The organism is Rhodococcus sp. ARC_M5 (assembly GCF_022810405.1).
Classification (GTDB): domain Bacteria; phylum Actinomycetota; class Actinomycetes; order Mycobacteriales; family Mycobacteriaceae; genus Rhodococcoides; species Rhodococcoides navarretei.
The window spans coordinates 183,592-196,333 of sequence record NZ_JALGQE010000004.1; the positions used below are offsets into that span (position 1 = coordinate 183,592).

At 56.4% G+C, this 12,742-nt stretch carries 11 protein-coding genes; 2 read left to right on the forward strand and 9 right to left on the reverse strand.

What is annotated here, in order from left to right:
- Nucleotides 1-148 precede the first annotated feature (148 nt).
- Nucleotides 149-292 carry a hypothetical protein gene (locus MTX34_RS08390; RefSeq protein ID WP_243609066.1) on the reverse strand — a complete coding sequence of 48 codons (144 nt, stop codon included), beginning with the start codon at nt 290-292 and terminating at the stop codon, nt 149-151.
- Nucleotides 293-347: 55 nt separating this feature from the next.
- Here MTX34_RS08390 and MTX34_RS08395 point away from each other — a divergent pair, with 55 nt between their 5' ends.
- Both MTX34_RS08395 and MTX34_RS08400 read left to right on the forward strand, forming a co-directional pair.
- Complete coding sequence (locus MTX34_RS08395; RefSeq protein WP_243609067.1) at nt 348-1,982, forward strand: DUF4012 domain-containing protein; 1,635 nt, start codon at nt 348-350, stop codon at nt 1,980-1,982.
- A gap of 403 nt (nt 1,983-2,385) precedes the next feature.
- Nucleotides 2,386-2,580, forward strand: coding sequence for a hypothetical protein (locus MTX34_RS08400; protein WP_243609068.1), 195 nt, complete (start codon nt 2,386-2,388; stop codon nt 2,578-2,580).
- Nucleotides 2,581-2,597: 17 nt separating this feature from the next.
- Here the strand turns inward: MTX34_RS08400 and MTX34_RS08405 are convergent, their stop codons facing one another.
- The 8 genes from MTX34_RS08405 to MTX34_RS08440 form a co-directional block, all read right to left on the reverse strand.
- The gene (locus tag MTX34_RS08405) at nt 2,598-4,217 is read right to left on the reverse strand and encodes a polysaccharide biosynthesis tyrosine autokinase (protein ID WP_243609069.1); all 1,620 of its coding nucleotides are present in this window, start codon (nt 4,215-4,217) and stop codon (nt 2,598-2,600) included.
- 389 nt (nt 4,218-4,606) lie between these two features.
- On the reverse strand, nt 4,607-5,761 hold the full coding sequence (locus MTX34_RS26125) for a glycosyltransferase (RefSeq protein ID WP_374639139.1): 1,155 nt from the start codon (nt 5,759-5,761) through the stop codon (nt 4,607-4,609).
- Nucleotides 5,745-6,908, reverse strand: coding sequence for a glycosyltransferase (locus MTX34_RS08415; RefSeq protein WP_243609071.1), 1,164 nt, complete (start codon nt 6,906-6,908; stop codon nt 5,745-5,747). The genes MTX34_RS26125 and MTX34_RS08415 overlap by 17 nt, the downstream gene beginning before the upstream one ends.
- Nucleotides 6,905-7,477: a CatB-related O-acetyltransferase gene (locus MTX34_RS25710; RefSeq protein ID WP_279393026.1), complete on the reverse strand. Its 573-nt coding sequence runs from the start codon at nt 7,475-7,477 to the stop codon at nt 6,905-6,907. The genes MTX34_RS08415 and MTX34_RS25710 overlap by 4 nt, the downstream gene beginning before the upstream one ends.
- 14 nt (nt 7,478-7,491) lie before the next feature.
- A complete protein-coding gene (locus MTX34_RS08425; protein ID WP_243609072.1) occupies nt 7,492-8,724 on the reverse strand; it encodes a hypothetical protein in 1,233 nt (410 codons plus the stop codon).
- 37 nt (nt 8,725-8,761) lie between these two features.
- A complete protein-coding gene (locus MTX34_RS08430; protein ID WP_243609073.1) occupies nt 8,762-9,604 on the reverse strand; it encodes a hypothetical protein in 843 nt (280 codons plus the stop codon).
- A 425-nt stretch (nt 9,605-10,029) separates the two neighbouring features.
- On the reverse strand, nt 10,030-10,878 hold the full coding sequence (locus MTX34_RS08435; protein ID WP_243609074.1) for a glycosyltransferase family 2 protein: 849 nt from the start codon (nt 10,876-10,878) through the stop codon (nt 10,030-10,032).
- Between the two features lie 98 nt (nt 10,879-10,976).
- Nucleotides 10,977-12,494, reverse strand: a complete 1,518-nt coding sequence (locus MTX34_RS08440; protein WP_374639142.1) for a sugar transferase — start codon at nt 12,492-12,494, stop codon at nt 10,977-10,979.
- Nucleotides 12,495-12,742 lie beyond the last annotated feature (248 nt).

A 12,742-nucleotide genomic window follows, 5' to 3' on the forward strand; every position in this document is an offset into this window, starting at 1 on the left:
ACTCCCCGACCTCCTCAACGCACGCGCCCTGACGGCTTCGATTCGGCCGGCGCGCCACCATCGACGTAGATCTTTCATCGCCCACTACAAACTAGTCGACACGGGGTGAATGCTCTACCTGGATCGCACTACAGGTACGCCAGATCGACTACTCCCCCTTAGGCTGTGCACTCGAATACATTTCCTCGACCGAGAGGCCACCGACGATGGCAACCAGTTCCACCGATACCCGTGGTCGGAAATCGGGCAGAAAGCGGCCGATTCTCATCACGGTGGGGGTATTTCTGGTCATTGTCATAGCTTTTGCAGTGTGGCTTGGTTACGAAGCCTATTCCGCGCAGTCGAGTTTGACCGCCACCCGCGACTCGGCCACACAGGCCAAGGACGCATTGCTCGACGGCGATTCGGCCGGAGCCGAGGCAGCCGCGGCGCGCGCCTCCGAATCCGCGGACGATGCGGTCTCGGCGACGACGTCCATCCCGTTCTCCATCGCCACAGCCGTTCCCTATCTCGGTAGTCCCCTGAAATCGGTAGCGCAGATCAGCGATGTGGTGCAGGGATTGGCCGTGGAGGTGTTGGCCCCCGCGTCGGCCGCCGGTGCCAGCCTGAATCCGAGCAGCCTCGTCGAGGGCGGTGGCAAGGTGGACACCGCGGCCCTACGGGATGCGCAACCGGTACTGCAGCAGACCTCCGCAGCAGCCGACGAGCTCAGTGAGCGCGCCCAGCAGGTGGACGAGCCCGAATTCCTCGGCGTGGTGGACGAGGCCCGGACGTCGCTGATCGATCAGACGCACGAACTCGCGACTCTGCTCACCAACACCCGCATCGCCAGCGAACTGCTGCCGTCGATGCTCGGCGACAACGGCCCGCGCAGTTACTTCCTCGCGTTCCAGACCAATGCGGAGGCTCGGGGCACCGGCGGGCTGCTCGGTGGCTACGGCATCATCCGAACCGAGAACGGCACGGCCCGCGTCGACACTCTCGGAGCCAACAACGAACTCGAATTCGCGGAGCAGCCCATCGATCTGGGGCCCGAATACAACGCGCTGTGGGCTCCGCGAAACACCACCACCGATTTCCGCAACTCGAATGCGAGCCCGCACTTTCCGTATGCCGGCCAGATCTGGTCGTCCATGTGGACGGAGCAGACCGGGGAGGCGCTCAACGGTGCCATCGCCACCGACCCGATTGCGTTGAGCTACATCCTCGGTGCCACGGGCCCGGTCACGTTGGCCGACGGCGAGCAGATCACCGCAGACAACGTCGTCGAGATCACGCTCAGTACTGCCTATTCCAGGTTCGGCGACGACCAGTTGGCCCGCAAGGCGTATCTGCAGGAGATCGCCGCGGCAGTGGTGCAGAAGATGACCACGGGAGCGGCACCCACCAGGCCTCTGCTCGACGCAGTGGGCCGCGCCGGCAGCGAAGGCCGCATCTCGATATGGAGTGCGGACCCGGCCGAGCAGGCAATTCTGGCCGGTACCAAGGTGGGTCACGTGTTGCCGGACAGCCCCGCGCCGTACGCCAACGTGGTGGTCAACAACGCCGGCGGCAACAAGCTCGATTACTACCTCACGCGCGACATCACGTATTCGGCGGAATCCTGCACGGCAGGAACGCGTAAGTCGACGGTCACGGCCACGCTGACCAACAACGTCGATCCGGCGGGTCTGACGTCGTACGTGGCGAGCACATTCCAGCCGACCGTGGAGTACGGCACCAACGAATCGATCGTCTACGTGTACGGCACTCAGGGCGCGAAGATCACGTCGATGAAGGTCAACGGCATCACGGGATTCTCCATCCAGGCCGGCACCGAGCTCGGTCGGCCGGTGCAGGCTACGTACCTCACCATTCCGCCCGGCAAGTCGCAGACAGTGACGTGGGAACTCGAGGAGCCTGCTGCTCCGGGCGAGGCCACGGTGCCGTTGCAGCCTCTGGTGGATCAGCCCACGGTGAGCATCGACGTTCCGCAGTGCTGATTGCGCAGTAACTCGCCCCTCCACTCTCGTCGGCAAGCAATGGTCGGCGAGAGTGTCCTTGGGAGTCATTCGACTGAATTAAATTTTTAGCGAAGTCGGGCCACGCGACTGTTGACGAATGCGCACTTATAAAAGGCGTTATGTTCCTGTTCTCGGACCGGAGCCCGGGAATCCCAAGACGGGATTCGCGCTCCGACGCCGGCCTCGGACATACCGACATCCCTCCGATTCAAGCGCATCCGTGCTCGATACAGTGACGACGACGCGGGTGCATAACTCGCGTTATGCAACCTTTCGCAGGCAATACAAAGACTGAGATGCTCTGCTTCTTAGGCATTTTCATACCCATCAGCGCATGTAGCTTCGACGATGTCATCAACGAATGCCACGTCAGGAGCTACACATGAGCAAGCAGAAGAAAATTCAACCGAGCATCAGCGACAAGCTCACGGCCGTCGTTCAACTACTGGCCGCAGTGGCTGTCACAGCGCAGATCCCGAACGTCTCGGCGCCCCTGATTCTTGCGTCGATGACTCTCGCGGGAGTTGTAATTGGCACGAGCGGACGGTCGAAGCCGACTTCTTCACGATCGAAGTGAGTCCGGCCCTACAACAGCTACTTCCGCAGCCTGGGGTTCTCCGTACCGTTTCGATGCGGAGTCTCCGACCGACGGGGGCGAGGGTAGGAATCGGATTCCTGCGTCGACTCTGCGGTACGTGGACCGGCAGCAGGCGACGCAGAAGCAGACCACGAGGCGGACTGCCGCGACGGCGGAGCATGTACCGGTGCGGGAGCAGGAGGGGACACCGGCGTCAGTGGGGCAGCGGGTGCCTGAGGTGCGGGCGCAGGAACCGGCGGTGTCACCTGTTTGGGCAGGTTGGTATCGGCGGTGTAGTTGTACGAGTAGCTGTACATGTCGCCCTTCTTCGAGGGCGTCAATGCCAACACCACGCCGAGGACGTGCGCACCGATTGTTTCGAGATTACCGATGGCCCTGGACAATTCGTTACTCTTGGTGTGCCCGTAGCGGGTGACCAGGAGCGCACCGTCGGCATGGGTGGTGAGGACGGCCGAGTCTGTGACCGGCAGCAACGGCGCACCATCGACGATCACGTAGTCGAACTTCGAGCGCAGTTCCACCAGCATGACGCGAGACGCTTCCGAACCCAGCAGCTCGGACGGGTTCGGCGGGATCGGACCCGACGCCATGGCCTGCAGACCCTCGTATTTCGTCGGCTGAAGCACCTCGTCCACTTTCGCCTGACCCGCAAGCACAGTACTCACACCGACCGAACCGATGAGGCCCATGTACTTCGAGACGCGGGGACGACGCAGGTCACCCTCGACGAGAACGACGTGGTGTCCGGCCTCGGCAAGTGAGATCGCCAAGTTGACCGCGGTGGTCGTCTTTCCCTCGCTCGGAATCGCGCTGGTGACGACGATGACACGCGGAGGATGATCGACCTCAAGGAACTGCAGGTTGGTGCGGAGCTCACGGAAAGCCTCGGCGCTGGACGATTGCGCAAGATCCTGAAAATCGACAGCCGGATGCGTTGTGCGCTCCTTGTCGAACGGAATGGTGCCGACCAAAGCCTTGCCGGAGATCGACTCGATCTCACGACGACTCTTGATGGTGTTGTCCAGACGATCCCGCAGCACTGCAAGCGCGATACCAAGCATCAGGCCAACGGCGGCACCGAGGGCGAGGTTTCGCTCAGTGTTCGGGCTGACCGGGTTGGACGACGAGGAGGCTTGCTGAAAGACCTTCACACCGGCCGATGGAGCACCTCCATCTTCAGGTGTTTCCAACTCCCGAACCTGAGCAGTGAGTTCGTCCGCAGTGGCGTTTGCAATGTCGCGAGCAAGCGCAGGTGAGGAATCAGTGACAGTAAGATTGAACAACACTGTGTCCGGTGTAGACGTGGCATTGATCTTCTCCGCCAACTGACTCGCGCTCAAGTTCAGCGGGAGTATCGTCAACACCCGGGCAGCTAGCGCCTCGCTGGTGGCAAGCTCTGAGTACGACGCTACGAGCTGCTGCGAAGCGAGATTGCCCTGATAGGTCTCGGTCACTGTTGCGCCACCGGTGGTCGAGACAAACATCCTGGCACTCGACTCGTACTGAGGTGTGACCAACAGCGAAGCGCCCAGTGAGCCGAGGATCGCCACGATCACGGTGACGGCGATGATGATCCACCGCGCCTTCAGGATCTTAAGGTAATCCTGTATCTCCATGTCTCGAGCTCCTCGTCCGTTTCTTACACCTCACAACGCGACACTGCGTGGCCTAATCGTTACATAAGTCAGGTGGCCACGCACACCTGGCGAACTTGGGCTGCAAGTCAGCAAGGCCATTGCCCACTAACACCGAACAAAACCATCGAATCACTAAAAAAACACCCACAATGGGGCTCGATGACCAATGCAGACAACTGGTCTGAGGTAGCCCCATGTGACCGGAACCTGTTCCGGACGCTAGACCGGTGCTCCAACAATAGCTGAAGGAACCAACCAAAAGTCAGCAATTCCGTTGTCCGGACGATCCCGGAGGAGCACACTGCTGGAAGCTAAGCCAGCTCCGTTCAAGATCTTGACTGCTGACAACCTGATATCCGATGTCACAGTCAACTATCAAGCAAGAACCCCTCGAACTTTGCGACCAAGTTCTCAGGCGAGTAGTGCCTCGCTGTTTCGACAGCAGCGGCTCCTAGCCTTGACCGCAACACAGGATCTTTCACCAAACGCATCATCCCATCGGTCAAAGATTGAACGTCGCGTGGCTCGAAGAATAAGCCGTCTCTGCCGTCAGTAATTGTCTCCAACGGACCGCCCTCCCCGGACGCCAGAACTGGAAGCCCCATGGCCATTGCCTGCACGATAACTTGCCCGAAGGGCTCCGGGATAATTGATGTATGGATGACCGCATCGACCGATTCGAGTGCCGCATAGACGTCGTTGACGTGCCCAGTCAGATGAACATTCGAGGACAACCCCAAATCCGCTATTACGGACTTTAGTCTCTCCAGGTAGGCGGCATCCTCAAATAACGCACCACCAATCAACGTCAACTTCGCCGGCGTTGTTTTTACCAAGTTCGCGAATGCCTGGATTGCAAATTCCTGCCCCTTCCATTCAGCAATACGTCCCACCAGGGCAAAATGAACGTGACTACATCCCGACCCAGTAGCCAAATATTTGGGTGTAAGAATAGGGCTGGGGATAATGGCGGAAGCACGTCCTCTGCGAACCTTCGGCACAGTCTCCATTGTCGATTTCGAGTTGGCCAGAACACCAAACGGAGCTATTCGTAACGTCAGCCGTATGAGCAAGACACCCAACCTGCTCATGAAATCGGTCGAAACGCGATCGCGGACGTAACAGAAAAATCTAGTTCTTGCCCACAGTCCAGTTCCCGCGACCAGCAGGTGCCCCTTCATTGAGTTCGAGACGATCACATCAGGACCAAGGCTGCGGAGCTTGACCCTTAGAAGTCGTATGTAAACCAGTGACTTCCAGACCGACGAGACTAGCCCGGTGTTGAAAGCGATCTTCGAGCGTGATGCATTTCTTACGTCACCCACAAGTGGAAGAATATGCACCTCTACACCCAAACCCCTGAGACGGGCATGAAGAGGACCGTCTTCCCCCAACACCACAATGGGTCGACCACGCGACATGTTCGAAGTAGTATTGAGTAGCGCAATCTCCGCACCGGACATTCTTGCGCAATGTCCGTAAAAGACAACTATACTCTGACCCTCGTTATGAGAAGGTTCCATTAGTTATCACCCTCATCCGCTCCAGAAAGGACTCTTTACTAAATCGCTCACGTGTGTTTTTCGCTATCGACTCCGAATTCCACTCCATAGACTCGAACTCCTTAATCGCACCCAGCATAGATTCAGGGGTTTGTGAATGAAATAACAAACCTGACTGACCATGAACCACGGTGTCGAGCGCACCCCCGGCACCATAAGCGATGACCGGTGTACCACATGCCATGGCTTCCACTGGAACGATTCCGAAGTCGTCCTCGCTACCAAACAGGAGAGCCGCGGCATTCGCATACAAGAAGGACAGCGATGCTTTCCCCTGCCAACCCAAGAATGTCACATTAGTTGGGGCGTCCGCGCGCAACATCTTTAAATCTCTACCATCGCCCACAACGTCCAAGTGCAGATCTGGTCGTGCTCGCATGACATCCAGAACGAGACCGAGCCTCTTGTAGGGCTCAATTACTCTCCCTACCCATAGAAACGACTCGCCACGCGCGTGGTGCGGGATAGGATCTGACAGTTCCGGAAGCTTCAATGGCGGCGGAATCAATACAACATTTGACACGTCGTAATACCGCTCTATTCGCTCCTTGACTGCCCGACTTGTCGCTATAAATACGTCTACATCCTTCGCAAATCTACGATCGAACCATCGCAAATACGGACCAAATATCCGAACCGCTAGCCGTTCCGAGAACGCACCCGCACCGGAATACAATTCGCTTCCACTCCAGGCTTGCCGCAAAGGGCTATGACAGTAGACGACCTTTGACCCAGTGCATCTTATTCCGTGCGCAAAAGCGTAAGACGATGCAAGAACATTGCCTCGCACATTAGGAAACGCTCGGACGATAAAAGGGTATAGGGGGAGAAGATAACGGTACGTATTTCCACTAACAAAACCAACCACCCGGCGAGATTTATTTCGAGACCCAGAAATCTGCTCCAGGACTTTTCTGCTGCCGCCAACCGTTACAACTGGCGCACCCGGCAGCAAATCCCGCGACAGTACCGAAGTCACAAGTTCTGCGCCGCCAAAAGCGAAAGCAAAATCGTGTGTGACTGTCCATTCATTCGTTGAGCTATCCACGAGCGATACCTCTCCCGCTTTGTTATTTAAACGGTGGCCCGAACTGTTGCCTGAAATCATTTGTCAAACTCTTTCAAAAAGCGATGCACATCGTCACTCGATATGATGTCCACGTTATCGGTGATCTTGTCAATTGACCATTCCCACCACCGAATTCGGCTAATGGCATCGGAGGTCTCTTGGTCAAATCTTTTCCGCACTTCACGTGCGGGATTGCCTACAGCGATTGTGAATGGAGGTACGTCACGAGACACCACCGATCCCGCTCCAATAACGGCGCCATCGCCGATAGCTACCCCGCTCAAAATTGTAACCCCCGCTCCGATCCAGACGTCAGAACCGACAACGATATCTCCGCGGGATTTAGGATGGCTATCACTACCTGCCCCTGGCAGGTTAAATTTTATCCTAAACGGAAAGGTCGTAACTTCATCTGTTGGGTGCCCTCCACCAAGTACAAATGTTACGCCCTCACCAATAGAACAATACGATCCAATAGTCAGCTTTGTCGGGTCGTATTTAAAGTCGAGAATACGTGGCGTTCCATATGTCCCGACGCCTACCGATGCGACTCCTGCACGCTGCAATCTCCGCAAGTCCGACCGGTGTTCTCGCAATTTGGTTCGCAAGCCCCTCAGCTTTATCAAATCGACCGTGTCCTTTCAAGAAATTCCTGTGAGCGTGCTGGCGCACAGACTTGACCCCAGACCAGAGCCAGCAAGAATGCAGATGCGCACACTGTTCCGACTGAGTAAATGCTGTCAAAAAAGAATGCAGGTAGAGAGATTACGCCGAAAATGCAGAGCTTGGTACCAGCATCCACCTTGGTTCGAAGTATTAAAGTCAGCACGAAAAGAATAAGAGCGACACCAAGTATTCCTAGGTCAAAGTACGCTGTTACATAGCTGTTGTCGAAGGTGCGTACGAGGCTGGAATTACTGTAAGTCGCAAAATAGTCTGTAGATCGCCGAAATCCGCGGCCGGTAACCTCGCAGACTCCTGTGCAAGTGAGACTCGCTTCCGCACGCTGCAGGATGGACAATGTATTCGCTCTAGTCGCGAAGGAAGCTTCGGATGCCAACTCACTGAAGTCGAAAACCCGTAATTGACTTGCGGTCAATAGTGTACTTGAGAAGTAGGTCAGAGTTAATATGCTTCCCACACCTAGCAAGTAGGCAGTCCGAGCGACGGTGGACATTTTCCGGGTCAGAGCTGATGAAATAGTGGCGATGAGACACACTATGGCAGTAGTGATGAAGGCCGAACGCGTACCGGTGAATAGTGCGGCACCCGTACCAGAGAAGAGAATTAGAAGTATAGCGAATCCTCGAAAACTAGCCCAGTAGTATGCTGCCAGTCCGCAGCAAAGAGTCACAATGACAAATGCTGATAGCAACGGGTGCCCCATGACCCCAGTTGCTCGAAAGAGTCCGGAGTTTGGGTATTCGACTCGCAAGTCGATTCCTGTGGTGACTAGCAGATCGAAACTAAAAAAGAATGATGCCGAAAGTACGAGCATTGATGCCCCGAGAATGGTCCAGACGCACTTTTTAGCCTGCGGTATTGTCGCAGCGGCAACCCCAACAGCGGCGGATGAAACAAGCAGACTGACAGACACGATCCGGTCAGGAACGAGCAACCCTGTAGTTCCAAAAACCAGAACGCCAACGGTAACTATGCCGACGCTAACTTGACTAAGCTGGACTCTCCAAAGTAACAGATAGAACGAACAAATCCCCGAGAGGATTACTGTCAGCGCCAGTATTTGCCACAATCCGTCTGGTGCTGCCGCATTAAAGGGGAACAGAAGGCATAACGTAAGACCGAAAAGGACCAGAATTTTCGGCGCGCCTATTTTAGCAGAATAGCTGGACACTTCGCTTCTCGCTGGACTCGGCATAGATACGCGCATATTAGGCATGCCAACCGCCCTTAGCTAGGCGTGACGAACCAAATGCACTGTAAGCGAGCGAGCTTAGAATGATCGCTAGGGTTGAGATAAGGATCAGCGCAATCGAATCCTGAGCGAAAATTCCGTAAGCAAATGCGGCGTAAACTACCGCAGCCATTGGAAGCAAGTACATCAGTTCGAGAGCAGGGCGTCGAATTGACGCGAGATACATTGTTATTGGAATAGTTAATGCACTTGCGGTCTGTGCACATATAACAACGCAGACTATCAAGACTGCGGTTGAGTCTGTAAGCAAACCAAGTATCCAACTCCCCATCAGGGCACACCCGGCTCCGGCGATGCCTACCGATGCGGTAATTACCATAGACTTGATGTAGGTTTTACGCACCGCGAGGGTACTGCTACTGGTTGAATCGCTCATTTCCTTTATTAAGCCGGCCAGCAGCGCCACCAAAGCAACTTTAGGTATCGACCCAAGCCGGGTGGCTGCGTCATACACTTGCAAATTTTCTGGCGAGCCGGATAAACCCAGCGCCCATCGATCAAGCTGCAGTATCGACAAACCAATCGCGGCCACGGCACCTTTTGATTTAGCGAATTGCCAGATGACTCCGTCGATGTTGACAGTCTGATCATCCGGACGGTCCACTATTGTCTGCACCCTTGCGATGGCAATTACCATCTGTACGACCCCACTAAGTAGGATCCCCAACCCTAGTGCAATTACTCCTTTACCGAGTCCGAGAAGCAAAGAAACGACAAGCAGCTGCGTCAACGCGCCTGACAAGTATACCCATGCGCGCAACACATAGCGCGACTTACCAAGTGCAACTCCGGCGATCACAAGCCCGATACCTCGGCAGACTGTCCCAATGGCAAGAAGGACAAACAGCGTCGCAACGTCCCCGAAACTCGCAGACACGTCCGCATTGCGCGCGTACCATGGCCATATCGTAATCGCCAACGCTGACAACAGAATTGGGGTGGCACTAGTAATTGCGCAGAGCTTTAATAGAGCGCGTGGATATGCCTGGCCCTGCGCAGCTAGGCTAACGGAAAGGGTTCCTGTTCCGAAGTCAAGGACCAAGAATACTGTGATTAGTGTCGAAGCGAGCGCCCAGACTACGTATGTATCAGGATCCAAAAATTGCAATCCTAAGAGCGGAGTCAAAAGGGAGATCCCCCCTGCGAGAAGGGCAGGTGCCCCACCCTTAAGAAGCCGCATGACTAGCGTAGACCGCTCTCTTGGTACGCGGCTACTCGATCGGATCATGTCTTCTCCCGACCAAAGGAATGACGTATCTCGGCGAGTCTAATCTTGCGAATATCAGAGCTGCGCGACGTTACCAGGAGATCAAACCCGGCGAGCACAGATCCAAGGAACCCGAACTTGCGGCGTGCAATCTCTAAAGCGGCAGCTGCTTGACCGCGGGTGACGATATGTGGCACAGACTTAGCACTCACTCCACCCTCGTGAATTGCGATTGCTTCACGGCAGAGCAAGAGTTCTATATTCATCGCGCGTGCGCGGCGGCACATGTCTCTGTCCTCGCCGTATAAAAAGAATTTGGGATCGAATGGTCCAAGTCCGTTGGCCACGTCTCTATTCATGATAAGAAACGTCCCAGGAAGCTTCAGCCCTCTGGGAATTCGAGCGGAAGATCCGAGTTGAAGTACAAGGCGACTCCAGGCCCGTATCAGGTATCTCGTTGGGGTGAATGTCCAGTCACCGTACGCGTGATGCTCAATTTTGCCCGAATGACCAACAACCAGTGGCGAGACAATCGAATGAGTAGGGCCATTTTGCAGGCACGCAATAAGTTCGCGGAGTCCGCGGCCTTCTTCCAAGTAGCAGTCAGGGTTCGCAATTGCGACTATTTCTGACGATGAATTCTCAAGTGCCAGGCGCACACCAGCACCAAAACCGATGTTTCCGTGGCCCTGCAGTGTTACGGCACCGTTTCGCTTGTAAGCCGGACCAGAATCGTTTTGTACGACGACGACCTCGATCTCGTTTGTGCATTCTTCGTGGGGCTTCGAGTCTGCAAGTGATTCGATCAGGCGATCGATACCTTCATGTGGTGAATTGTAGGCGACTACTAACAGTGCGATGCCCAAGATATTCTCATTCCGATAGCACAACAGTTTCGACGGCTTAGTTTGATTGAACTGCGCCAAACGACATGCTGACTGCTTGCAGCTCAGCCTTACGATTTCTAGTACGCACCTTCACGCGCAGTCACCGCCCTGATCGTTTTCGCAATGATCAGCAGGTCCCCTACCATCGACCAGTTCTCGACGTACGAGAGGTCCAGCCGGACTGTCTCTTCCCACGACAGGTCGGATCTGCCACTGACCTGCCACAGACCGGTCACCCCGGGCTTGACCAACAGTCGCCGACGAACCTCACCGTTGTAGGTCTCGACCTCGCGGCGCAGCGGAGGCCTCGGCCCCACCACACTCATCTCGCGCTTGAGAACGTTGACGAACTGCGGAAGCTCGTCGAGACTGAGACGACGTAGCACCTTGCCTACGGGCGTAACCCGCGGATCGTCACGCATCTTGAACAGCACCCCACCTGCACCCTCATTCTGATCGAGCAGATCCGCGACCTGCTTGTCCGCGTCGGCAGTCATACTTCGGAACTTGATCATCGAGAACGGTGTGCCGTCGATGCCCATTCGCTCGGACTTGTAGAAGATCGGCCCACGACTCGTGGTCTTCACGGCAATGGCGACTGCCAGCAGGATCGGCGAGATCATCACCAGCACCAGAGCCGCGAACGTCAGGTCGAAGGCAGTTTTGCTGAATCGCGTCGCACCGTTGTACTGGGGCTTCTCGACGTGGATCAGAGGGAAGCCGGCCACGGGCCGCATCACCAGGCGCGGACCGGCTACATCGACCACACCTGGGGCGACCACCAAGTCGACGTTCTTCTTCTCCAGGTCCCAGATCATCTTGCGAATGCCTTTGTTGCCCAGGTGCTCGGTAGCGGTGACGGCCACCGTGTCGGCACCGCACTCGTTGATCGCATCGAGAACGTCGTGCTCATCCCCGAGCACTGGAATGTCGGTGCCTTCCACATGAACCAGCCCGTCCCGCGGAGCCTCGTAACCGGGCATGCAGATTCCCACCACCGCGTAACCCGAGGCCGGCGATCCTTCGAACGACTGAGCCATCGACACCGCGGCGGTACGGCTGCCCACGATCAACACCGAGGTCTTGTATTCACCCTTGCTCCGCAGCCGAGTGACCACCTTGCGCCAGAGCCACCGGCTCACCAGGAGCGCAAGCAGTCCGGCAGGCAACGCGATGGCCAGATACAGACGAGCGAAGTCGATGCGGAACAGCAGGGACACGATCGCGATGACCCCGAAGAGGCGGAAGGTTGCCGAGACGATACGCCGGTACTCCTCCGCGCCGTTTCCGATGACGCGAGGCGATCGGGTCCGAAAGATCGCGAGGAAGGAGATCCAGAGGGCGGCCAGAGCAATGGAAACACCGGTGTACGTCACCGTCGGGAGCAAACCCGCAGTCGCCACATCGCCGTCACCGAAACGTACGACCTGAGCCAACGCGACCGACAGAACGACGACGACCACGTCGGTTGCACGCAGTCGCCTGATGTACTGCTCTTCCCACACGTGACGCGAAGTCAGGGTGCGTGTTGCCACCGCGCCCTGCCGACGCGGATAACCCCACAGAGAGCGCTGTGCAGCCCCGACAGATGCCACGTGCTCCCCTCCTCTGTATTACGGCGGACACCGGAGGTGTACGCAGAATTTCGGTCCGACCCAATCCGGCAAGCAACTGGTATCGAATTGGAATAGTCCCACGCTGTTATCAGATGCACCACGCGAGCGGCCTAGATCACAAACAAATAACAGCAGGTAATCGGTGTACCACACCTTCGCTGACTAGGCGATCCGTGCGACTGGAACCCTTTGGATGTAACCGCGCCAGGGCCCAAAAACGTTACATC